Raw genomic sequence first — 22,117 nt, 5'->3', positions numbered from 1 at the left:
AGTAATTGAGACTTTCTTCTGAAGGAGTCTCGCATATAGTGCTGTGTTGTTAGTGGGAATATTCCCTCTGGCATCTCTACGCAATACAATGGCGGTGATTTCATTCATCAAGGAATTCTACAAATGCGTCAGTTTTGGTCAATTATCTTAGCTTTAGCGATCGGGTTTTCTGGAGTCATAATTTTCAGCCATTTTGCTCACAGTTCAGATTTACTGACTCTTGCAAGAACCAATGAAAAAGCTAGTTTTCTCATTGTAGAAGCAGAGGAAAGTAATGCTGTAGAAGTAGATGGAATTCGCTTTGAGAATATTATCGAAGGGCGTATTTTTCCCATTCCTGATGAAGGTTCTGATGATTATACTCTAGTCAAGATTAGTCTAAAAATCACTAACAATTCCTCGACACTACAACGATTTACTCGCTTTGATAATCTGCATTTAAACATGATAAACTCAGCCGGAAAAACAATATCGGGTGGTGTAATTCGTAATTATTCAACGGGGCCATCCTTGTCTGATTTACTATCAGTCAATCCCGGAGAAAGTATTATCTTTTCTATCGATTTTAAATTGATGTGGTGGTATGAGGATCTTAAACTTCGAGCCGAAGAAGGTTTTGGCGGAATGTTTAGTTACTCTAATCTTAAGCCCGATCGCTATCAAATCAGCTTAGGTTATTCCCATCTTCCTCATCGTTTTGATTCCAGTCTCTATGAATTCTACGACCCAGAAACCGACACCTTGATATTAGCTTACGATCTCTGGGTTGGAAGCGTTTATCCAAAACCTACACTCATTCAAATCATTTCTAATTGAATCAGCAGAAGATTATTATGAAACCAGTCAAGATTTTCTACATTCTCGTTATCATAACTCTTACATTGCCCTTGACAAAACAAAAGAGTTTGGCAAGTTCATTTAGCTTTACTAATACTTGCTCGCCCACTAATTTTAATCAATCTTCTTATTTAGCACTCGATGCTAATAATAACAATCAACCAGTTCAAGGATATGTTAAAATTGACCCAATACAAACTCTTAGTGTTGGAGGAAGCCCTGATTTTTTAGATGTTTTACGTCAAAGTTTTCCTGAAAGTCAAGGGTGGTATTTCCAAAATTATACAGATTCTTGGAGAGGTCACTTTGAAATATCTCAATGTGAACCTCGTCTCGTAAAAGAAATAAATCCTAACTTGGGCTTTGAGCATACTATTGGAGTAGGTGGACGTATCGAATTCAATTATACTTTGCCTAATGGTACTTTAGCCGATCCAAGTATATTTCATTGGGTTCAAAGAGTACAAAGTAATCATAGTAGAGTTACACAAAAGCATGGAGACCTTGAAGATCTTATTGATGTTCCTACTACTCAAAATAATCCTTTTTACGATCTGATTCCTGGTCTTTCAACTTTTGGAAAGGGTGGGCAATTTTTTCAAGATATTCCGTTACGAATCGATCCGTATGAATCTCACGACTGGTCTGCCGAACTTTATTTAGTTGCATTACAAGTAGCAGAAGGAACATGGACTGAAGAATATCTTGGCAATCCGCAAATTCCCAAAGCAGTAACAATTTTTGATGGCATTTCTTGGGGCTGGAAAAATAGAGTTTTCCCTCGAGCGACTCAAAAATTCTCTGACAGTCTAGAAGCTGGTGAAACCGATACTTTCAAACTCAATAATCTCCGAGTTGGCTCAAAATATCTCGCGTGGATCGACAACGATCGCCCTGAAAATAGCTGTAATCCCAACACCAATTTATTGGATCTTAATAACTACAACGAGGATGAAGATAGTAGCTTTTTAGGTGATGGTCTTGCTTCTGCATTTATTGGTGATGTTTCCTCAGATGGAACGATCGATCTAGAAGTTTCTGCTAATGGCGGACGTGGAGAAGACGGAGGCAATTACGATCTCTATGTCAAAGTTTACGATCCCGGCGAAATTCCCGATCCTGAAATTGTGACATTGGGAACAAGTGGAGGGGGTGGAGTGATTCGCAATCCTGTAAAGCGATCGCCTATCGGTCGTACTCAAAATAACCCCCTCCTCGCCAACGAAACCGACGGCGACTGGCAAATCTTTCGCAATGTTCCTAGTTGTCGCTGGTACGATCCTCCTACTCCCTATGGTTTTGAATTTCAAGTACTTGACGATACTCTTTTCACCGAAATTGTCGATTTTCCCATCGGTGCTGATGACTTCTTCACTGTTGCAGTAGAAGGGACAATTCTGGGTGAATTTAGCCCCGGTGACAATCTCAATTTTGTCGATTTATTAGGAAAAGGGGTTGACAATTTTACAATTACAGGGATTGATTCTCTCTTCGGTTCAACCCCCGAAACCGCCTTTCCGATTCGACTCGCTTTTGATAGTAATCGAGGCAGTTTTAAAATGCGTCCTTTCTCTAAACCCGTTCCCGAACCTGCGATTATTTTAGGCTTATTTGCTTCCACAATTCTTGGTTGGTTCGGCATTAAACAAAACCGATGAAATCTCTTTACACTGTTCTCTTTGCGCTCAGTATTATTCTGATTAATCCTTGGGGTCAAATGCGAGGAGAAATTTGGACTTTCCCTAAAGTTTTAATGCTCCTTTTCATTACTTTCTCGAACCTGATTATCTTATTAGAATCTTGTTTAACTTTGGGAAAATCTCCTCGACTTTCTCGTACTTGGTACATCAAACTCTGTCTTTGGGGCATTTTTCTTACTTGCGGACTCATTTCTACTTTAAAAAGTCCCTTTTCTTGGCATTCTTTCCTCGGTCAAGAACAAATGGGAGACGGTTGGCTTTATTGGTTACTTCTCGCGGTATTTTCTCTCAGTAATGCTTTGCTTTTGCAAGTATACCCTCATCTTTTTCTTGCTCAATGCCGAGGACTGATTCTTGGCGGCTTACTTCTTTCCTTCAGTATTTTCCCGCAAATTCTTGATTGGCGCATTGACTACACTAGGACTTCCGGGCAATTATTACAAAGTAATGTTCTCATCAGCACGATTTTCCGCAATCAGCAACCCATCGGCTTGTATTCCCATCGCGGTCATGCTGCTTTTGTCCTTGCTGTTATTAGCACTTTAATTTTGCTTTTGTGGCGATCGCATTCCTTCTCCAAACGACAAGCGATCGCTTTACTATTGCCTCTAACTATTGCCTTATTTCTTACGCAAACCCGCATGGGAATTTTAGCGTTCTTGGGGTCGAGTGTTTACCTATTAGGAGACAAAATTAAAAAATTGCTTCCTTTGATTTTAATCGGTGCGATCGCGATGGGAAGTTGGACGACATGGCGACAAATTGATAATCTTTCTCTGATGAATCAAGCTGCGTCGGGACGAGTCGGAATGTGGGAACAGGCGATTCGAGGCATTCAAATGCGTCCTGTGTGGGGCTGGGGATATGATGGACATGGGGTAGCAAGTCCTTATAGCGATCGCTGGACAACGCCACCCTTGCGAGTGCTGAGTATCGATGCAGTCAGTTTTGTGGGGGAATTCGCCACCGGAGAAATTCGCCGTCGTCCCATTCCCACCTACAAGGCTCATAATTTAATCTTGGATACTTGGCAATCTTTAGGAATTATCGGATTTTTTAGCTATTTTGCTTTATTTGGCTGTTATTGTTTCAATGCTTGGCGATCGCCTTTCTATAAAGCGGAAGCGATCGCGATCCTCTATCTTATTTTTACACTGACTTGGTTTGATTGCGCTCAATATAGTTATTTATTGTGGTGGAGTTTAGCAGGGCGCGATCGCCCTGCTAAAATTCTTTTCAAAGCCCCAATCATAAATCCGTATGAGTGTAACTCTATCTCCTACCCTATTCAGCGAAGAACGCGCAATGTCTCTGATTGAGTCGATCGTCGCCCAATCCCAATCCGACGGCGTTTTCGTCAGCCTGAAAGCCGGAGAATCTGCACTCAGTCGCTTTTCGGAAAATCAGATCGGGCAAAATGTGACGAAAAACCACTTTAAGCTAAACATTACCAGTTATTTTGGTAAGCGTACTGCCTCTTCTTCTACCACAGAATCCAGTCCCGAAGCCTTGCGAGAAACCCTGCACCGTTCCGAAGAATTAGCCCGTTTTGCCCCGGAAGATCCCGAATGGGTGCCTCTGCTTTCTCCTCAAATTTACGATGGGAGAACTCCAGCTTTTGACGAAAGGACGGCAACTTTATCCCCTCGAGAACGAGGAGAATTGGTCGATCGCGCTTGCACCCTTTCTCGCAATGCCCAAATGGAAGGATCCGGGAGTTTAAGTACGGAAGTTGCGATCGCGGCGATTGGGAATTCTGCGGGACTGCGGGGAAGCGATCGCACCACCGAAGCCGATTTTAGTTTGACTGCCCGAGGGGAAAATGGCTCGAGTTGGGGCAATGATACCGCCTTGGCGATCGCAGATATCCCTCTCATTGCGACCACAGAAGCAACGATCGAACGCGCTAAAAAAGCGCAAAATCCTCGCGACATTTCTCCCGGTGTTTATCCCGTAATCTTTGCCCCTTCTGCCTTTGCCGAGTTATTGGCTTGGACGATCTGGAATATGGATGCAAGGGCAGCCGATGAGGGGCGATCGTTTATGTCTCGCACGGATGAAACCGGGCAAGCGATCGGGAATCGCGTCGGTGAACCTCTTTTTAGTCCCCTTTTAAAAGTTAGACGCGATCCATCGCACCCTCTCCTACAAACCAGTACTTTTTTTAATAATGGCTTGCCAAATTCTCTTTTAGATATTATCGATCGAGGAATCCCTACAACTCTTTCTTATAGTCGCTATTGGGCGCAAGAAAAACAGCAATCTCCGACAGGAAGTTTGTTTCCTTTTGTTATGGCAGGCAGCGATCGCAGTTTAGCGGATTTAATCGGTACAACGGAACGAGGAATTTTTGTCAATCGTTCTTGGTATGTCCGTTATGTTAATCCTCGCACTTTGGAAGTTACGGGAATGACGAGGGATGGCACATTTTGGATTGAAAATGGCAAGATTTCTCATCCGATCAAAAATTTGCGTTTTAACCAATGTTTGCCCGCTATGTTGCGCGATATTGATAGCTTAACAACTGTGCGGCGTTGCGGGTCAATTGTCGTTCCGGGGGTGCGGGTTAAAGCCTTTAATTTTAGCAGTGTTACCGATAGTATTTGATATCAATTGACAATGACTCTGAGCAAAAAAGCGATCGCAGAAATCGAGAATATTATCTCGTGCGATCGCAATTTAATTTCTCCGCTTAAAAAGGATTAAATCACCGTATTATCGGCAATCACGGCGTTTTTCAACACCACTACAACCCCACTACGAATATAGAAGCCTTCATCCTCGCGATTCGCTTCTTCAACCCGATCTTTATTGAGAATTAAAACTTTCTTGCCAATGCGAGCGTTTTTGTCCACAATTGCCCGGCGAATGGTCGAACCTTCGCCAATACCAATAGGAACTTTACCATTTTGAATGCCTGATTGACGTTCGGCAAAAGGTTCGTAATAATCTGCCCCCATCACCAAGGTATCTTCAATTTTACAATCGGATTCAATGCGAGTGCGAATCCCTAAAACCGAATGACCAATTTCGCAATTTTTGATAATACAGCCTTCGCCGATAATTGATTCGCTCACCGTACAATTTAACAATTTGGTCGGTGGAAGATAGCGGGCGCGGGTGTAAATCGGTGCTTTCTCATCATAAAAACTGAAAGCGGGTTTGGGCTGCATGGTCAGCGCCAAATTAGCATCAAAGAAGGCTTCAATCGTCCCGATATCTTCCCAGTAATCATCAAAAAGATAAGCCTGAATATTATAATCCTTGGCCGCACTCGGAATGATTTCCTTACCAAAATCCGTTTGTTCTGAATTTTTTTTCAGGAGTTCGATTAAAGCATCTTTCTTAAAAACGTAAATCCCCATTGAGGCAATATAAGGTTTGTTTTTTGCCTCTGCGGATGTTAGCCCTAAAGCCGTCGTATCGACCTGCATTTTTGTGAGGGCATCACCTTTAGGTTTTTCGCTAAAATCAACAACCCGGCCCTTATTATCGATCTTCATCAACCCAAAACTCGAGGCGCGTCGTTCGTCGATCGGAATCACCGACAGGGTAATATCAGCGTTGGTTTCCCGGTGGCGATCGATGAATAAACCATAGTCCATGCGATAGAGATGGTCTCCCGAGAGAATGATAAATTCATCCACATCCCATTCCGCCAACAGCCATAAATATTGGCGAACCGCGTCGGCAGTTCCTTGAAACCAGTCTGGGCGATCGCGGGTTTGTTGGGCGGCGAGAACTTCTACAAACCCATCACTCAAACCGCCAAAATTATAAGCGCGGGTTAAGTGACGGTTAAGAGAAGCTGAATTAAATTGGGTAAGAACGTAAATTTTATTAATTTCTGAATTGATACAATTGCTAACGGGAATATCGATTAAACGATATTTACCCGCTAAGGGAACTGCAGGCTTTGCCCGTAATTTTGTTAATGGGTAAAGACGGGTGCCGGCACCTCCACCAAGAATGATCCCTAATACTCTTTTCACGAAAACCTCTAACTGCCAGTGATGATTTCTCCAAAACAAGTGTAGGACGGGAGGGGACATCTGAACAGTTATCAGTTATCAGTTATCAGTTATCAGTAGGGACGTTGCCGGCAACGTCCCTACACCAGTTATCAATCGTCGGTGATTTGGTTTGCCCATTGTTGGAATTTTTCTTTGCGCCATTGGGCATCTGCGCCTCGATGGGTGGGAATGGCGATCGCTCGGATTCCCTCCTCGGGCAGGGGGTTTAAGAGGGTTTCTAAGTGTTTCCAAGCGGTGATGCAGTGATATTCGATGCGGTAAGCGGTGCAGAGTTCAGCAAAGTCGATCGCTTGGGGGGTGGCAAAAAATTCTTCAAAGGGGGGATTGAATTGGGCAATGGGTAGGTTTTCAAAAATGCCGCCGCCATTATTATTAATCAAAATGATAGTGAGATGCCCCCAAAATTTGTTGTATTGTAAAAAACCGTTGATGTCGTGGAGAAGGGCGAGGTCTCCGGTTAAAAGGACGCTGCTACGGTTGCGATGGGCGATACCAAGGGCGGTGGAAAGGGTGCCGTCAATGCCATTGGCTCCTCGATTGAAGTAGGGTTGAATGCGATGATGATTGGGTCGCCAAAAGGTTTCTACGTCTCGAACGGGCATACTGTTGGCGATAAATAAAGGGGTGCCGGAGGGCAGAATTTGAGACAGCAACCAAGGGGCTTTGCCTTCAAAAAGTTCTTTGGTTTGGGCAAGATCGCGATCGATCGCTTCTCTCATTCGCATTTCGCTGTCTTGCCATTGTGCCAAATAAGGGGAGGGCGATCGCGAGGAAGGATCGGGAAACATTAATTGTTCGATCTCGGTTTTTAAATGCTTGGTTTTGCCGTGGAGAGGGTCGAGATTTTCTTCTCTGGGATCGACGATCCATCTTTGGGGCTGCACTTCCTGCAACCACGATCGCAAGGTTTTACTGGTGGGCATTTCGCCAATCTGAATGACCAATTCTGGGGCTAATTCTCGGGCGAGTTGGGGGTTGCGAAGAAGCAGATCGTAGGTGGAAATGAGATTGGGGTTGAGATCGGCATAGTTGCGGACGGGGGAAAGTCCTTCCGCGAAAACGGGAAATTGTAGGGTTTGGGAAAGTTTGGCGATCGCTTGACAGTAAGCATTTGGCTTTTGCGGACAATCGATTCCCGCAATAATAATTCCTTTTTGGGTTTGTCCTTCATTGTTCAGTGATAATTGTTCATTGCTCATTGCAAAAGGGGGTGATGAAGAAATATGATTGAAAAAATTTTCTTCATGAATTTGTGCTTCTAAGGCTCTGGTTTCTGGTTGTTCGATAGGGGCAAGGGGTTTGCGAAACGGAAAGTTTAAATGCACGACTCCGGGGTGAGGGAAGCGCGATCGCGTCCATGCTTGCATCGTATTTTGTCGCCAGTAGTGCAGGGTTTCTAAGCGATTTTCTGGCGGAGGAAATTGTGCCTGCCAGTTGGGATAATGCCCGTAGAGTTTTAGTTGGTCGATGGTTTGTGAGGCACGACAATGCTGCAATTCTGGGGGGCGATCGGCGGTTAAAACCAGTAAAGAGACTCTACTCAAACTCGCTTCAATAATGGCAGGGTAAAAGTTGGCCGCGGCGGTGCCGGAGGTACAGACGAGGATGACAGGCAAGCGGGATTTTTTGGCAATTCCGAGGGCAAAAAAGCTGGCGGAACGTTCGTCTAAAATGGGAATGGCTTCAATGCGATCGTGTTGGGCAAAAGCGATCGTGAGAGGAGTCGAACGAGATCCCGGACAGAGAATTGCTGTCGTCAAACCGAGGCGAGAAAGGGTTTCGACAAGAATAGAACTACAGAGGGTATTAATGTTACGAAAATCAAGGGGCATTTCAGTGAACAGTTATCAGTTATCAGTTATCAGTGAACAGTATTAAATTGTATTGTGTTTTTAACCCTATAATCTATTTTTGATTTATTGAAACCACTCTGTAACTTTTTTAATAAATTGTTCGGGGTTTTCTAAATGGATATTATGTCCGCAATTTTTAATGACTTGCAATTGTATTTTTGGAGAATTTTCTTGCATTTGGGTTGCGATCGCTCTGAATTTTGTATCTAATTCTCCAACAAGGAGTAATAGAGGATTGTATAAGTTTTCGATCTCGTCCCACAAAGAAGGTTGTTGTCCTGTCCCTAAATACCGCAGAGATTTTGCTAATAATATAGGGTTGTTTTGCAATCTTCTCTGCATCATTATCTCAAATTTAGGTTGATTTTGTAAGGAAGAAAAAAGCGGATTTTTATACCAAATTTTGAGGAATTTTGCTAAGGATATTGTTTCTAATTCTCTTGCTAATTTCTCATCTTTCTGTTTTCGTTCTTCTCGTTCGAGTGCTGTCTTGAGTCCGGGAGATGTTGATTCTAGAATGATTTTTGGGAATTTATGGGAAAAATTTAAGGTGAGATAGAGAGCTAATCTTCCTCCCATTGAATAACCGATTAAATTGCATTGAGAAATATTCAGGTTATCGAGAAAATCTGAGATCGCTTTCCCTGTATTTTCCATCCGATAACACTCATCTGTCCCGTTTATTTTCGTTTTACCATGTCCGGGTAAATCGATCGCCAAACAATAAAAATCGCGAGAAACTTGAGAGATTATATCATAAAAATCCTCTTTGTTGCCCATAAATCCATGCAAAAAGAGGATAGGAGAATTGTGACGATCTCCGAGGCTGTAATAGTTAAAATCATAAGAACGCATAATTTTCCATTCTTAAAAATAGTTAAGAAACATTACATTTTCTGCGTTCGTTTTTCCATTGCATCAATCTAAATGCTATTTCTAAACATTATTCTCTTATGTAATGCAAAGTTAACGGCTGTTTGCTGTTCACTGTTTACTGTTCACTGTTTACTGTTCACTGTTTACTGATATGACTGCAACACCTTTAATTCAAACCGATCGCCGCAAACTTTGGTACGCTGCCATCAAATGGCCGATGTATACGGTAGCGGTTATTCCCATTACTGTCGGGACGGCAGTTGCGTACAACCAAAGCGATCGCCTCGATTGGATTATTTTTCTCACCTTTTTAGGCGCTGCAATCGCCATCATAGCATGGTTGAACCTCAGCAACGATTTCTTTGATTCGGAAACAGGCATCGATCGCAATAAACTCCATTCAGTTGTCAATTTAACAGGCAATAAGTTTCTGGTTTTCTGGTTGAGTAATTTATTTTTACTTTTGGGGATTTTGGGTATTATTTCTATTTCTTGGCAACAGCAAGATTGGTTGGTTTTAGAATTGATTTTCTTGTCTTGTGCCTTGGGATATAGCTATCAAGGACCGCCTTTTCGCTTCGGCTATCAAGGATTAGGCGAATTTATCTGCTTTTTTACCTTTGGACCTCTCGCGATCGCGGCAGCTTATTACTCTCAAATTCAAAGTTTTTCTTCTGAGGTCTTTGCTGCTTCAATTTTGATTGGGATTACTACTTCGATCATCCTCTTTTGTTCTCATTTTCATCAAGTTGAAGACGATCTCGCTGCGGGAAAGCGATCGCCGATCGTTCGCTTAGGAACTAAATTAGGTGCAAAAGTGTTGGCTGGAGCAACGGGAAGCATTTTTATTTTAACCCCTTTATTTATCATGTTGGGCTATTTTCCCATCTGGACTTTAGCAATCTTTTTCAGCCTACCTTCTGCATATCATTTGGTTCGCTTTGTTTGGCAAAATCACGATATTCCCGATCGAGTCAAGATCTGTAAATTTATTGCTGTAAAATTTCATTTTTGGAGCGGTCTATTATTCTCTCTCGGTTTTATTCTCCCTAATCTCATCTAACTTTCTCTGAGTTCTCTGTGTCTCTGTGGTGAAAATCTCCCTTCTGACAATATGATTTACAAATTTGGGTTTGATGTTTATCGATATCCCTTTAAACAGCCTGTAAGAACTCATCATGGAACTTGGAAGATACGAGAAGGGATTATCATAGATTTAGTAGACGAACAAGGAAATATAGGGAGAGGAGAAATCGCCCCTCTCCCGTGGTTTGGATCGGAAACATTAGCAGCAGCCTTACAATTTTTGCAACAATTGGGAACTCAAATTAGACGAGAGGATATTTTTACTATTCCCGATCGCTTTCCAGCTTGTCAGTTTGCATTTGAATCTGCTTTGGAAGAGATCGAAAATACAAAAACTCTAGAACATTATTCTCCTTCATTCTCTTATCTTCTTCCTGCGGGGAACTTGGCATTAAAACAATGGCAAGATTCTTATAATCGAGGAGGAAGAACATTTAAGTGGAAAATATGCGTGTTTTCCCTAGAAGAAGAATTAAAGATATTTCAGGAATTAACTCGCGTCTTACCTAATGATATTAAACTCCGTTTAGATGCGAATGGTGGATTAACTTTGAACAGCGCAAAATATTGGTTAAAAGTGGCAGATCGAGCCAGAAAGATTGAATTTATCGAGCAGCCGTTACCACCACAAAACTTATCTGAAATGATACAATTAGAAAGAGACTATGCGACTAATCTCGCTTTAGATGAATCCATTGCAAATTTAACACAATTAGAACAATGTTATCGGCTAGGATGGCGAGGAATCTATGTTATCAAAGCAGCGATCGCAGGTTCACCTCAGCGTCTCAGAAAAATTTGTCAAGAATCTGCGATCGAGCCTGTTTTTTCCTCGGTTTTTGAAACAGAAATCGGGAGAACAGCAGTTTTAAAACTGGCAAGAGAATTATCTTCACCTCACCATGCTTTGGGATTTGGCGTTACTTCATTTTTGAATCGGCGATAATTGATATCATTCTGCCGCAGCACCGATAAAAATCTGAGATACTTTCTCATTGGCAAAGGAAAAAATTAGACCGCCATATACAGTCCCAGCAATAAAAGAATCATCGCCACCATAACTATTATCTTGATAATGATGATAGGCTTGAATGACCTCTTCTTGACTACTTCCGATGCCTATTCCTGTGTTAGTTTTTAAGAAGCAAGGTGCAGAAATAGTTAGAGATAGAACTTTTTTGGGTTGTCCGAGTTTTTCCGATTCCATTTGTAAAGTAATACCGCGATCGCGATATTCCCATTTCTGAACATAGGTCCCGATCGCACCCCAAAATACATCTTCTCCTTTCTGGGAAGGTTCACCCAATTGAGCTAAAATTTCTTGTTCTGAAAGCCCTAATTTTAACCATCCTCCCAAGGATTCTCGTTCCATTAATTTGAATCCTGCTTCCAGTAATGAGTTAAACTCGTCTTCAATGGCTTGAGAGAGAATAGGAGTCATACGATCGCGAATGCCAACAAAATTGCTCCCTTTTGAGATTGAACTATTTTCTACTGGAAATAAAGCAGTTAATAAAACACCAACAAAAACTAAATTTTTCATTTTCCTAATAGCCAACAGTTAACAATAGGAGATATCTATTCTATCACCGATAACTGATAACTGATAACTGTTAAACCGCACAGCGAAAACCGACTAAAATTTGCCGCACCCAAGGATGATACCAATTACGAAAACTTGCTCTTAAACCCCAAGGACGAGTTGCCCAACTTCCTCCTTTTAATACACGATGTTCGTTATCAAAATAGACTTGGGAATAACCTCGATAGGGATAAGACTCAAACCCATTATAACCAGAAAAATAAGAACTCGTCCATTCCCAGACATTACCCATCATATCCCAACATCCCCAAGGGCTTTTTCCTTCAGGATAAGCATGAATAGGCGTGGTATGACCAACTAATGTATTATAGTTGCAATATTGAGATTTAGAAGTATTATTACCCCAAGGATATTGTGATTTTTCTTGTGTTTGAGCATTCCAACTGGCTGCTTTTTCCCATTCGGCTTCTGTAGGTAAACGCTTACCGATAAATTTAGCATAAGCTTCGGCTTCATAATAACTAATACCGCAAACGGGATGTTCTTCCCAGTCGTCAGGATCGCACCAATATAGAGGTTGTATAACAGGATTATTTTGCAACCATTGCCAACCTATTTCGGACCAAAATCCTGATTTTTGATAGCCTCCTGCTGTCATAAATTCTTGATACTGCTGGCAGGTGACGGGAAAGCGATCGATCTGATAAGTATCGAGATATATTAAATGAGCCGGACGTTCATTATCTTGCGCTTCAATATTATTATTCCCCATGATAAATTCTCCGGCAGGAATGGTCGCCATAGAAGGGGTAAAATCATTAAAAGAAGAAACGCGATCGCGCAATTGCAAAGATTTTGTTTTTGACTGCTTTTGCCAGCGCAATAATTGCAGGAGAAAGACAATTGTTTCGTTATGTTGGCTTTCATGTTGAATCAGCCAATACCATAATCGTTTCTGCTGCGCGATCGGTGCAGTTTCTAAATAGTTAAAAACGCCAGTTCGTACCGTTTCTAGATAGTTTTGAATAACGGCAAATTCAGGGAGTTTCTGCCGTTTTTCTTTCGGTAAACCATCAGCCGTTAAAAGTTGGCGATATTCAGGGAGCAGAGGCGATTCTCCTTGGCAATGTTCTAAAATCCACAGTGCTTCCGTCAAGGCAATATGACCCAAATGCCATCCAACCGGGCTAAAATCAGGATGTACTTGTTGGCAAAACTCCTCGCGATCGCAGTCGGTAAATAATTCCAAAGTGCGATCGCGACAGGCAATTAAATCTTGGCGAATGGCTTCGCGTTTAGAAAGGAGAGATGTTAACTTCAAGGTCTTTCTCAACAGTTAGAATATGATGTTCCGGACAAGGTTTCCAGTCTCCCTCAAATAGAGGTTCTGAGGCAAGTATAACGGCATTGGGATAACGCGGATCGTCTCGCAACCAATAAAGAGTCGGCACGTCTTCAAAGGTCGAATAACGACAAGCAATAAGACGATTCCCTGTCCCCATTATCATCGCAGTAATAAATTTAAGATTTTCAGCTTTGCTCAACTTGCCAACCTCGTTGATAACTTTTGCCATTGCACTTTCTATGGTTAGGTTGGGATCGGCTTGTAACGCTGTTAAAATTAAAGCACAAAGATATTCTGAATCGGTATTGCCTTTAATCCAAACTTCTGTTTCATGGCTGAGTAAATTGCGAATCCTGCGGCGTAATTTGTGGCGAAAATGTTCGATATAACCATTGTGTACGAATGTCAAGCGATCGCGGACAAAAGGCTGACAATTGCCGATATCTACTGGTAGTCCGGGGGTCGCACTGCGAACGTAGCTTAAAATGCTATTAGATTCGACATAGCGACTGAGTTGAGGTAGATTAATATCATTCCAAATCGGCAGGATATTTTTATAAGTATAAGGGGTTTCTTCTCGTTGAGGATGATACCAACCCACGCCAAAACCGTCAGCATTCAGTAAAGCGACGTGCATTTCTTTAGGTTGGTAACTTTGTACAATTAAAGAATGTTCAGGCTTATAGAGAATGCGATCGAGTTGAAGCGGGACACCGAGATAGCCAAGCAAGCGACACATAAGCGGGTTATAAGTGAAAGGAAAACCAAAAATAGAGAGGGCGACATGAATCCTATTCTACACATTACAAGCCGAGAAGAATGGTTACAGGCTCAAAAAATGGGAGTTTATCATTGCGAATCTTTGGAGACGGAAGGATTTATCCATTGTTCCTATCGCGAACAAGTTGTTGCAACAGCTAATCGTTTTTTTCGAGGAGAGAAAGGGTTAGTTTTGCTAGAGATATCATCTTCTCTCGTCAATGCTGAAATCAGAGAAGAAAAAGTCCCTTTACATGGCTGTTTTCCTCATATTTACGGGGAATTAAATCTCGATGCAGTGATACAGGTTCTTACATTTGAACCCGACGAAAAAGGAGAGTTCACACTGGCTTAAAAATTATCTTCAAGATAGCGATCGCCTTATGGAAAATATTGCTAAAATGCGATCGCGTATTTTTACTGCTTATTTTATCAATCTAAGAGAATTGTTCGATCGCTTGTTTGAGAATGTCATAGCGAGTAGCTAGAGTCCCTTCAAACTTCTTTAAAACCGATGCAACGGTTTGCGGATTTGCTGTATCGGGAACTCCCGATTGAAAAGGAGGGCTAGGATTGTATTGTAAAAATAATTGTGTTTGACGGGCAATTTCTTCATCATAAGCGATCGCAGCCAAGGCAAGAGAGGCATCAATTCCTGATGTTACTCCTCCTGCTGTAATCAGAATACCATTATCTTTTTCTTGTCTTTGCGCCCCGATTTCATAACGAGAATATCCTCCTGAAACAAGTACATCGGGAAATAAATTAAGTAAAGGCAAAGAAGCCCAATGCGTTGTCACTTGATGACCTTTTAGAATACCGGCTGCGGCTAGTAAAAATGCTCCCGTACACACACTCATAAGATATTTAACTTTAGCTGCTTGTTTTTGAATAAAAGGAATGCACCAAGATTCAGCTTGAGGTTCTGCACCGTCTGGATATTGCAAATTGGCATTAATGACCGGAGAAAATTTTCCTCCCGGAACAATTAAAATATCCAGATCGAGATCGTTATCTTGGTAACTTGCATTCGTCTCAATTGCACATCCCGTAAAGGCATCTTTGACTTTACAACCATTATCTTTTCCGATAATATAAAGCGTAGGTTTGGACTCTTGAGGCTCTACCAATAATTTAACATCTCCAAATACCTCCAACGGTCCCATGAGATCGAGGAGTTGAAATCCTTCAAAAGCCAGAAAACCAATATTATACTTTGGATAGTCTTTCATCAATGAAATCCCGATTATTTTCGTTGTTACATTAACATTTTTCCTCAACAAAAAAATCATGAAGCAATTTATTTTAGGAATCTTATTAATTTTAAGTGTAGGAACCTGCTTTCCTGCATTCTCCTTACCTGTTCGACTCAAAGAAACCGAGATTATCTCGCAATTAAGCACTGTACCGGAATGGATGCGAGAGGATGGATCGCTACGCCGAGAATTTGTTTTTGGGGATTTTCGCGAGGCGATCGCTTTTGTGCAAAGTTTAGTTGAACCCGCAGATGATGCCGGACACCATCCCGATATTATTATTTCTTATAATAAAGTTACTCTTACTCTGACAACTCACGATGCAGGAGGACTCACGCAACTTGATTTTGATGTCGCCCAATTAATTAACCAATTACTTTCCGATGTCCCTGAAGAGAATGACGGAATCTGATGTATTGCTCATAACTCATTGAAAAGCAATTGTTAACCTTGATATTACTCAAGTTTTACGAAATTTTAAACAAACCGATCTAGCCTTGGGTGTTGTGCGCTGAACTCAGACAGCCTCAAATTCTTAAAAACAAGAGAAAAAACACTCTTCAAACTAGAGATACAATGGGCATTAAACGTCGTCACTTTTTGTTATTTATGGGAGCAAGTGCCGGGAGTGTTGCCCTCGGTTCTGTTGCCTCTCCGCGTCAAGGTTCTGCAATGCCATTTTCTCGATCGGGGTCTTCCCTATTACAAAATGGCTTAAGTTTTGCACCCGTTAAACTTCCCATTCCTTTAGAAATTAACGCTCTGACTCAAACCAAGCAAATCGAGTCTTACAGCACTTATCAAGTACAAGATGATGTAGTTTTACCGGAAGGCTTTACTTACGACGTAATTGCCGCTTGGGGCGATCGCGTCGGGGATTCTCGCTTCGGGTATAACAACGATTATCTCTCTTTTGTAGAAACCGCCCCCAATGAAGGCTATTTAACCATTAATTTTGAGTATATTAGCGGTAAGACTTGGATGGCAACCTATCCCCAAGTTATCGGCAAATCTCTGCCCTTTACTACCGTTGCTAATGCCCTTGGAAGTGAAGGAGAAATTAATGCCTTTGGACTGTCGAATAATGCCTTAAAAGGTCAGATTCAAGCGATCGCCAAAGAAGCAATGATCGATATTGGTATGGGGGTTATTTCCCTGCGTCGTAATGCCAATGGAAAATGGGAAAGAACTTACTCTAATCGCGATCGCCGCGTTACGGGAATTTCCGGTCTAGAAGACGGACGCTATCTCAAATCCACTGGCCCCTCGGTGGCGATTTTCAATAAGTCCAATAAAAAAGGCTATGACGATGGTTTAGGTGATAAAATTATCGGTACTTTTGGCAACTGTGCTGGCGGAACAACACCTTGGGGAACTGTATTTAGTGCCGAAGAAAACTATCAAGATCTCGTTCCCGAACCTGTGATGGCGGATGGTTCTTCCCTGCCTCCGTCTGCGAAACCCTTTGGTATCGCCGGGATTGAAGGCCAAGGCAATCCTTTTGGTTTAGCAGGTAATAAATATGGGTGGATGGTAGAATTGGATCCCGCTAACCCCAACGACTACGGCACTAAACATACTTGGCTGGGTCGCTACCGTCACGAAGCTGTCGGCTTTTTAGTGCGTCCGGGGAAAAAATTAGCAGTTTATTCGGGATGCGATCGCCGTGGAGGACACCTCTACAAGTTCGTTTCTAATGGTACTGTCCGCAATGTTACCGATAAAGCCAATTCTCGCCTCCTCGAAAATGGAATGCTATATGGGGCAAAATTCAACCCCGATGGCACCGGACGTTGGGTTCCCTTATCTCCGGGTACTGCGATCGATCCCATTATGCCCAGTACTGTTGGGGGAGGGATGGTGAAATTCCCCAACCCCGATCGCACTGCGGGAGGTGTCGTTAAAGTGACTAGCGATGCAGAAGCAGCCGCCATGAAATCTCAATTCCGCACCCTTGGCGACCTCTATGAAGGCACGGAAGCAGAGAAACAGGGGGCTATCCTCATCGATGCCCACTATGCCGGCAATGCCGCAGGAATCACCACCACAGCCCGTCCGGAAGATACCATCGTGGCACAAGATGGCACTCTGTATATTGCCTTCACCTCTGGCACTCCGGGGGGAGATGGAGGACCCGATACGAGTATCTTTAAGGGACCTCGCGGCGAAATTCCTTATGAATTCGGCTGGATCGTCAGTTTGAAGGAAGATGCTTTAGATCCCGGTGCAATGACCTTCCGTTGGCAGTCTTTTGCGATGGGTGGGGAACCGGCTGCGGGAGGTATGGGTTTTTCCAACCCGGATAACATCGAAATCGATAATACGGGCAATCTTTGGGTCGTGACGGATATGTCCACCAGCACTCACAATAAACCCGTTCCCAGTCGCACGAAAGATAATCTCAAACAGGGTCAACCTATTTCTCAGAAAGAGTTATTGGGGATTTTTGGTAATAATTCCATCTGGTTTTTACCCACATCTGGATCTGGTGCGGGAGAGGCTTATCCTTTTGGTATCGGACCCAGCGAATGCGAGTGTACGGGGCCGTTTTTTACGGAAGATGAGGAAACGTTATTTCTCGCAGTCCAGCACCCCGGAGAACGTAATGGTATTCGTCAGGGAATGAAGTCGGAAACGCGCAAGTATGCGATGAAAACGACAGATGGCGAGGAATTTGTGCAAACTCGTGATGTGCCGATCGGGTCGAATTGGCCGGGTAAAACAGCGAACGATCCGCCCAAACCTGCCGTTATTGCCGTGCGTCGCCTTTCTAATCAGCCTATCCCCGGACTTTGGTAAACACCTGCAACTTTTAGAGACAAGATATTTCTTGTCTCTACTGAAATTCTTGCGATCGCGGTTCTTTCCAAGGATTAATAATTGGAATTTCGCAATTTTCAAAGTCAACAACATTACGAGTTGCGATCGCTGCTTTTCGAGCATAGCAAATTGCGGCAATACGAGCATCCGCTTCGGATATTGGTCTTCCGAGACGTTTCCTTTGGGCTGCAATTGAAGCAAAGGCGATCGCTGCATCCGAATCAAAAGGGAGGATTCGCCCTGCATAATCTTCGGCAAACATCTCTCGGGCAGTTTGTCGGAGACCTTCTCGCCTTTTTCCTTCTGGAAGTGCAGCAATACCGTACAAAATTTCTGCCTGATTAATTGCTGTTGTAAAAAGATTCGCTTCGGTTTGTCGGGCAAACCAATTGCGGAAGCTTTCAGAACTCGTAGGTTTCATGAGTTCTGATAAAACATTTGTATCAAGAATAATCATTACTCAAAATTGGGGGGTTCGCGAATTGGCTCTCGGGGAAACTCGGGTAACTCAACTCCTCCAAAAGGTGCAAATCTTTGTGCAATCTTGTCGGCAAAATTTACCGTTGTTTCAGGTTCTGCTAAGGCAGTACGCAGAATTTCGAGAACTTCTTCTTCGACGGAGTGACCGCGATCTGCTGCACGTTTCTGCAAGCGTGAGGTCATCCAATCATCTAATTTTGGGATTGTTAGGGCTTCCATTGGCAATTTGAACAACGCTATAGTTTTTATTTTACGCGATCGCTCTTGCTGGGGATTGCGATCGCGAGTTCGGGAGTTGAAGTCATTAAATCTCTAAATTAAATCGGCGATCGCAGCGAATTTATTCTTAAATTTCAGAGAGGATTTTGCGTTTGGTTTCGTCAAATTCTTCCTGAGAAATGAGTCCGAGATCGAGAAGTTCTTTAAGTTTGCCCAAACGTTCTGCGGGTGTTCCTTCTGGCTCTTTTTCCTCTTCTTCTTGGGCGGCAGCTTTGGCCATATCTTGAATTTCATCATCTTTCATGCGATCGGGATTGAACTTTTGTTTCCCTCTTTTAACCATGTTTTTGTAGATATCTTTCATGGTGCCTTTATCGATATTTCCTTCTTTCTCGAAATAGACCTTCGCAACATTTCCGAGGGCAAGGGTAGAGGCAAACATAAAAGGTGCGGAAATAATGCCGCCAAAACCGGGGAGAATAATTTTAGCGGCAGTGGTGGCGAGACGACTTCCGACTAGAGAAAGTCCGACTGTTGCTGAAATTTGTAACACTAGATTGACGGCTGATTCTCGGGTAATATCAACCCCTTTGGCTTGGGCGATCCCAATCACCATGCCGACGTGAAGGGGCATCACCGCTACAATTTCACTGCCCGGAATGGGAATAATGGTTAAAGCTGCCGCCGCATAACTACACTTTTCAATCAGAGAATCGATCGCGGTATCATCGGAAACTCTAAAAAACTGGTTCATAAAATCTCGCAACACAATCTGACTCCTGAGAATAAGTGTTTGCTCTATTCTAATAGTTTAGCGATCGCGATCGACAAAATTCAATTATTTTTGGCTGTTGCCCTTAATCTTTCTGACTTTTGAGAAAATAGCACCGCGATCGCTTCCGAAAAATAGGGGTTAAACTGAGAAAGAAAATCACCTTCGAGTGAGAAAGATGGATCCTTTAACAATTGCCGCGATCGCACTGGGTATTGTGGCGACGAAAACACTGGAAAAAACCACGGAAAATGTGACTGATGCGGTTTGGACGCGATCGCAAGCATTTATCGCGGCTCTGAAAAAGCAGTCTCCTGACACGGTAACGGCGATCGAAAAAGCCCCAGAACAGCCTTTAGATTACGGTGAGGCGATTTTAGAGGTGGAAGCCGCCGCCAGCCGCGATCCGGGGGTTAAAGCGGCAATGGAGGCGTTAATTGCTGAGGCTGATACCAAAACTATTCCTCAATTAACGGAAGTTTTGCAAGAGATTGCGGAATCCTTAAAAAGTAATGCGATCGCTTCTCGCATCGATATCGAGAAGGTGGCGAATTTTGCCCAAAGAGACACGGTATACAACATTAAGGGGGATTATAATCTCAACTTTTGACCGCAGCCGCCGGCATCGGAGCCGGTTAAACAACATCCGCACAATCTTCCTCTCAGTGGGGTAACTCTATTTGTGGGACGGGATGAGGATCTCGTCAGGTTGCACGATCGCTTGCAGGAAAGACAACGCATTGCTATTACTGCGGTGACGGGAATGGGAGGCATTGGCAAAACCGAACTCGCTTGGCAATATGGCGATCGCTATGCAGAATTCTATCCCGGTGGGGTCTGTTGGTTACCGTCTCGCGATGTCGATGTGGGTTTGGGGGTTCTGACTTTTGCGCGGGTGCATTTGGGGCTGAAACCGCCGGAGGATATGCCTTTAGAGGAACGGGTGCGTTACTGCTGGAATCACTGGCCGATCGCGGGGGATATTTTGGCGATTTTGGATGATGTGGTTGAGTATAAGCGGGTTAAGCCGTTTTTGCCTCCTCAGAATTCGCGGTTTAAGGTGATTATTACGACGCGATCGCAAAAGCTGCATCAGGCTTTCGAGAGGCTACCGTTAGAAGTTCTCAGCCAAGATGCGGCTGTGGAAATGCTGCAATCTTTAATCGGCAAAAGTCGCATCGAGGCAGAGTTAGACGCGGCTAAGGGGTTGTGTGAGTGGTTGGGTTATCTGCCGTTGGGGTTGGAGTTGGTGGGACAGTATTTAGATGAACGGAAAGACTTATCTCTGGTAGAAATGAGAGGGCGTTTAGAGAAAAAGCGCTTGGAACAAACGGCACTGAAAGAATATACCACGGAAGCGACGGCGCAACGGGGGGTTAAGGCTGCTTTTGAGTTGAGTTGGCAAGATTTGCCGGAAAAGGCGCGGGAAGTGGCTTGTTTGTTGAGTTTGTTCGCGGTTGCTCCTATTCTTTGGGGGTTGGTACAAGCCTGTTTTGAGGGGGATGGGGAAGAGTTGGAAGATGTGCGCGATCGCATTTTAGTGAAAGGCAATCTTTTAGAACGATTAGATGTCGGTTTGTTTCAATTACATCCTCTCCTACAAAGATTCATGGGGGATAAGTTAGAGGAATCTGAAGCGGCTGAAGCTGAGAAACAGAAATACTGCCGAATGATGGTAAACATCGCTAAACAGATGCCTCAAACACCGACACTAGAACAAGTTGAAGGATTTGCGATATTTATTCCTCATTTGGACGCAGTTACGCAACATCTGTGCAATGCGATCGAGGATGAGGATTTAATTTGGCCGTTTTCAGGAATTGCACTCTATTACGAGGGACAAGGACTCTATTCTCAAGCTGAACCTTATTTGCAGCAATGTTTGTTGGTGAGTCGCGATCGTTTGGGAGAAGAACATCCCTCTGTCGCCACTTCTCTCAATAATTTGGCTGCACTCTACGGTTTTCAAGGGAAATATGAAAAAGCCGAACCTCTCTCTTTACAAGCTCTTGAACTGACGAAAAAACTCCTCGGAGAAGAACATCCCAATGTTGCGACTTCTCTCAATAATTTGGCATTACTCTACCGTTCCCAAGGGAAATATGAAAAAGCCGAACCTCTCTCTTTACAAGCTCTTGAACTGACGAAAAAACTCCTCGGAGAAGAACATCCCGATGTCGCCACTTCTCTCAATAATTTGGCATTACTCTACGGTTCTCAAGGGAGATATGAAAAAGCCGAACTCCTCTTTTTACAAACTCTTGAACTGAGGCAAAAACTCCTCGGAGAAGAACATCCCAATGTTGCGACTTCTCTCAATAATTTGGCTGGACTCTACGCATCTCAAGGGAGATACGAAAAAGCAGAACCTCTCTATTTACAAGCTCTTGAACTGTGGCAAAAACTCCTCGGAGAAGAACATCCCTCTGTCGCCACTTCTCTCAATAATTTGGCATTACTTTACGGTTTTCAAGGGAGATATGAAAAAGCAGAACCTCTCTATTTACAAGCTCTTGAACTGTGGCAAAAACTCCTCG

Annotated in this window: 21 protein-coding genes; 11 read left to right on the top strand and 10 right to left on the bottom strand. The window is 43.1% G+C overall.

Going from position 1 to position 22,117, the window contains the following annotated elements:
* The first annotated feature begins 123 nt into the window (after window positions 1-123).
* Genes AC6RV6_RS10360 through AC6RV6_RS10345 form a run of 4 tightly spaced genes read left to right on the top strand, consistent with a single transcriptional unit; the run spans window position 124 to window position 5,144 of the window.
* Window positions 124-816 (top strand): hypothetical protein, encoded by a 693-nt coding sequence (locus AC6RV6_RS10360; protein WP_500240764.1) that lies wholly within the window; start codon window positions 124-126, stop codon window positions 814-816.
* Between the two features lie 17 nt (window positions 817-833).
* Window positions 834-2,495, top strand: a complete 1,662-nt coding sequence (locus AC6RV6_RS10355) for a PEP-CTERM sorting domain-containing protein (RefSeq protein WP_500240763.1) — start codon at window positions 834-836, stop codon at window positions 2,493-2,495.
* Window positions 2,492-3,856 (top strand): O-antigen ligase family protein, encoded by a 1,365-nt coding sequence (locus AC6RV6_RS10350; protein ID WP_500240762.1) that lies wholly within the window; start codon window positions 2,492-2,494, stop codon window positions 3,854-3,856. Before AC6RV6_RS10355 ends, AC6RV6_RS10350 begins: the two co-directional genes overlap by 4 nt.
* Window positions 3,798-5,144 carry a TldD/PmbA family protein gene (locus AC6RV6_RS10345; RefSeq protein ID WP_500240761.1) on the top strand — a complete coding sequence of 449 codons (1,347 nt, stop codon included), beginning with the start codon at window positions 3,798-3,800 and terminating at the stop codon, window positions 5,142-5,144. Before AC6RV6_RS10350 ends, AC6RV6_RS10345 begins: the two co-directional genes overlap by 59 nt.
* A 95-nt stretch (window positions 5,145-5,239) precedes the next feature.
* Here the strand turns inward: AC6RV6_RS10345 and AC6RV6_RS10340 are convergent, their stop codons facing one another.
* The 3 genes from AC6RV6_RS10340 to menH form a co-directional block, all read right to left on the bottom strand.
* On the bottom strand, window positions 5,240-6,529 hold the full coding sequence (locus AC6RV6_RS10340; RefSeq protein ID WP_500240808.1) for a glucose-1-phosphate adenylyltransferase: 1,290 nt from the start codon (window positions 6,527-6,529) through the stop codon (window positions 5,240-5,242).
* A gap of 131 nt (window positions 6,530-6,660) precedes the next feature.
* Window positions 6,661-8,403, bottom strand: coding sequence for a 2-succinyl-5-enolpyruvyl-6-hydroxy-3-cyclohexene-1-carboxylic-acid synthase (gene menD / locus AC6RV6_RS10335; RefSeq protein WP_500240760.1), 1,743 nt, complete (start codon window positions 8,401-8,403; stop codon window positions 6,661-6,663).
* 84 nt (window positions 8,404-8,487) lie between these two features.
* Window positions 8,488-9,279, bottom strand: coding sequence for a 2-succinyl-6-hydroxy-2,4-cyclohexadiene-1-carboxylate synthase (gene menH / locus AC6RV6_RS10330; protein WP_500240759.1), 792 nt, complete (start codon window positions 9,277-9,279; stop codon window positions 8,488-8,490).
* Window positions 9,280-9,451: 172 nt separating this feature from the next.
* Here menH and menA point away from each other — a divergent pair, with 172 nt between their 5' ends.
* Window positions 9,452-10,363, top strand: coding sequence for a 2-carboxy-1,4-naphthoquinone phytyltransferase (gene menA / locus AC6RV6_RS10325; protein WP_500240758.1), 912 nt, complete (start codon window positions 9,452-9,454; stop codon window positions 10,361-10,363).
* A 51-nt stretch (window positions 10,364-10,414) separates the two neighbouring features.
* On the top strand, window positions 10,415-11,332 hold the full coding sequence (locus AC6RV6_RS10320; protein ID WP_500240757.1) for an o-succinylbenzoate synthase: 918 nt from the start codon (window positions 10,415-10,417) through the stop codon (window positions 11,330-11,332).
* Between the two features lie 6 nt (window positions 11,333-11,338).
* On the opposite strand, the gene AC6RV6_RS10315 is transcribed toward AC6RV6_RS10320, so the two are convergent.
* From AC6RV6_RS10315 to egtC, 3 genes are all read right to left on the bottom strand, one after another.
* Window positions 11,339-11,929 carry a hypothetical protein gene (locus tag AC6RV6_RS10315; protein ID WP_500240756.1) on the bottom strand — a complete coding sequence of 197 codons (591 nt, stop codon included), beginning with the start codon at window positions 11,927-11,929 and terminating at the stop codon, window positions 11,339-11,341.
* Window positions 11,930-11,999: 70 nt separating this feature from the next.
* Window positions 12,000-13,250: an SUMF1/EgtB/PvdO family nonheme iron enzyme gene (locus tag AC6RV6_RS10310; protein ID WP_500240755.1), complete on the bottom strand. Its 1,251-nt coding sequence runs from the start codon at window positions 13,248-13,250 to the stop codon at window positions 12,000-12,002.
* Window positions 13,225-14,013: an ergothioneine biosynthesis protein EgtC gene (gene egtC / locus AC6RV6_RS10305; RefSeq protein ID WP_500240754.1), complete on the bottom strand. Its 789-nt coding sequence runs from the start codon at window positions 14,011-14,013 to the stop codon at window positions 13,225-13,227. Before egtC ends, AC6RV6_RS10310 begins: the two co-directional genes overlap by 26 nt.
* A gap of 45 nt (window positions 14,014-14,058) precedes the next feature.
* Here egtC and AC6RV6_RS10300 point away from each other — a divergent pair, with 45 nt between their 5' ends.
* Window positions 14,059-14,388, top strand: a complete 330-nt coding sequence (locus AC6RV6_RS10300) for a DUF952 domain-containing protein (protein ID WP_500240753.1) — start codon at window positions 14,059-14,061, stop codon at window positions 14,386-14,388.
* Window positions 14,389-14,470: 82 nt separating this feature from the next.
* Here AC6RV6_RS10300 and AC6RV6_RS10295 read toward each other — a convergent pair whose 3' ends face one another.
* Window positions 14,471-15,265 (bottom strand): DJ-1/PfpI family protein, encoded by a 795-nt coding sequence (locus AC6RV6_RS10295; protein WP_500240752.1) that lies wholly within the window; start codon window positions 15,263-15,265, stop codon window positions 14,471-14,473.
* 55 nt (window positions 15,266-15,320) lie between these two features.
* Here AC6RV6_RS10295 and AC6RV6_RS10290 point away from each other — a divergent pair, with 55 nt between their 5' ends.
* Together AC6RV6_RS10290 and AC6RV6_RS10285 are read left to right on the top strand one after the other, a co-directional pair.
* Window positions 15,321-15,701 (top strand): 4a-hydroxytetrahydrobiopterin dehydratase, encoded by a 381-nt coding sequence (locus AC6RV6_RS10290; protein WP_500240807.1) that lies wholly within the window; start codon window positions 15,321-15,323, stop codon window positions 15,699-15,701.
* A 164-nt stretch (window positions 15,702-15,865) separates the two neighbouring features.
* Entirely contained in the window at window positions 15,866-18,088 is a 2,223-nt protein-coding gene (locus tag AC6RV6_RS10285; protein ID WP_500240751.1) for a PhoX family protein, read from the top strand.
* Window positions 18,089-18,125: 37 nt separating this feature from the next.
* On the opposite strand, the gene AC6RV6_RS10280 is transcribed toward AC6RV6_RS10285, so the two are convergent.
* The 3 genes from AC6RV6_RS10280 to AC6RV6_RS10270 form a co-directional block, all read right to left on the bottom strand.
* A complete protein-coding gene (locus tag AC6RV6_RS10280) occupies window positions 18,126-18,566 on the bottom strand; it encodes a type II toxin-antitoxin system VapC family toxin (protein WP_500240750.1) in 441 nt (146 codons plus the stop codon).
* On the bottom strand, window positions 18,566-18,808 hold the full coding sequence (locus tag AC6RV6_RS10275) for a FitA-like ribbon-helix-helix domain-containing protein (RefSeq protein ID WP_500240749.1): 243 nt from the start codon (window positions 18,806-18,808) through the stop codon (window positions 18,566-18,568). The genes AC6RV6_RS10280 and AC6RV6_RS10275 overlap by 1 nt, the downstream gene beginning before the upstream one ends.
* 127 nt (window positions 18,809-18,935) lie before the next feature.
* Window positions 18,936-19,562 (bottom strand): SHOCT domain-containing protein, encoded by a 627-nt coding sequence (locus AC6RV6_RS10270; RefSeq protein WP_500240748.1) that lies wholly within the window; start codon window positions 19,560-19,562, stop codon window positions 18,936-18,938.
* 196 nt (window positions 19,563-19,758) lie between these two features.
* Between AC6RV6_RS10270 and AC6RV6_RS10265 the strand changes: the two genes are divergently transcribed.
* Window positions 19,759-20,190 carry a hypothetical protein gene (locus tag AC6RV6_RS10265; RefSeq protein ID WP_500240747.1) on the top strand — a complete coding sequence of 144 codons (432 nt, stop codon included), beginning with the start codon at window positions 19,759-19,761 and terminating at the stop codon, window positions 20,188-20,190.
* A gap of 153 nt (window positions 20,191-20,343) precedes the next feature.
* A partial coding sequence (locus tag AC6RV6_RS10260) for a tetratricopeptide repeat protein (RefSeq protein WP_500240806.1) occupies window positions 20,344-22,117 on the top strand: 1,774 nt, incomplete at its 3' end.

This window comes from Spirulina sp. LEGE 11439 (assembly GCF_059821285.1).
This window is presented reverse-complemented; position numbering and strand designations above follow the sequence as displayed.

Excerpts from the sequence above, each read along its gene's own strand:
- AC6RV6_RS10360 (WP_500240764.1), top strand. The coding sequence starts at position 124 with ATGCGTCAGTTTTGGTCAATTATCTTAGCTTTAGCGATCGGGTTTTCT.
- AC6RV6_RS10355 (WP_500240763.1), top strand. The coding sequence starts at position 834 with ATGAAACCAGTCAAGATTTTCTACATTCTCGTTATCATAACTCTTACA.
- AC6RV6_RS10350 (WP_500240762.1), top strand. The coding sequence starts at position 2,492 with ATGAAATCTCTTTACACTGTTCTCTTTGCGCTCAGTATTATTCTGATT.
- AC6RV6_RS10345 (WP_500240761.1), top strand. The coding sequence starts at position 3,798 with ATGAGTGTAACTCTATCTCCTACCCTATTCAGCGAAGAACGCGCAATG.
- menD (WP_500240760.1), bottom strand. The coding sequence starts at position 8,403 with ATGCCCCTTGATTTTCGTAACATTAATACCCTCTGTAGTTCTATTCTT.
- menH (WP_500240759.1), bottom strand. The coding sequence starts at position 9,279 with ATGCGTTCTTATGATTTTAACTATTACAGCCTCGGAGATCGTCACAAT.
- menA (WP_500240758.1), top strand. The coding sequence starts at position 9,452 with ATGACTGCAACACCTTTAATTCAAACCGATCGCCGCAAACTTTGGTAC.
- AC6RV6_RS10320 (WP_500240757.1), top strand. The coding sequence starts at position 10,415 with ATGATTTACAAATTTGGGTTTGATGTTTATCGATATCCCTTTAAACAG.
- AC6RV6_RS10315 (WP_500240756.1), bottom strand. The coding sequence starts at position 11,929 with ATGAAAAATTTAGTTTTTGTTGGTGTTTTATTAACTGCTTTATTTCCA.
- egtC (WP_500240754.1), bottom strand. The coding sequence starts at position 14,013 with ATGTGTCGCTTGCTTGGCTATCTCGGTGTCCCGCTTCAACTCGATCGC.
- AC6RV6_RS10300 (WP_500240753.1), top strand. The coding sequence starts at position 14,059 with ATGAATCCTATTCTACACATTACAAGCCGAGAAGAATGGTTACAGGCT.
- AC6RV6_RS10295 (WP_500240752.1), bottom strand. The coding sequence starts at position 15,265 with ATGAAAGACTATCCAAAGTATAATATTGGTTTTCTGGCTTTTGAAGGA.
- AC6RV6_RS10285 (WP_500240751.1), top strand. The coding sequence starts at position 15,866 with ATGGGCATTAAACGTCGTCACTTTTTGTTATTTATGGGAGCAAGTGCC.
- AC6RV6_RS10280 (WP_500240750.1), bottom strand. The coding sequence starts at position 18,566 with ATGATTATTCTTGATACAAATGTTTTATCAGAACTCATGAAACCTACG.
- AC6RV6_RS10275 (WP_500240749.1), bottom strand. The coding sequence starts at position 18,808 with ATGGAAGCCCTAACAATCCCAAAATTAGATGATTGGATGACCTCACGC.
- AC6RV6_RS10270 (WP_500240748.1), bottom strand. The coding sequence starts at position 19,562 with ATGAACCAGTTTTTTAGAGTTTCCGATGATACCGCGATCGATTCTCTG.
- AC6RV6_RS10265 (WP_500240747.1), top strand. The coding sequence starts at position 19,759 with ATGGATCCTTTAACAATTGCCGCGATCGCACTGGGTATTGTGGCGACG.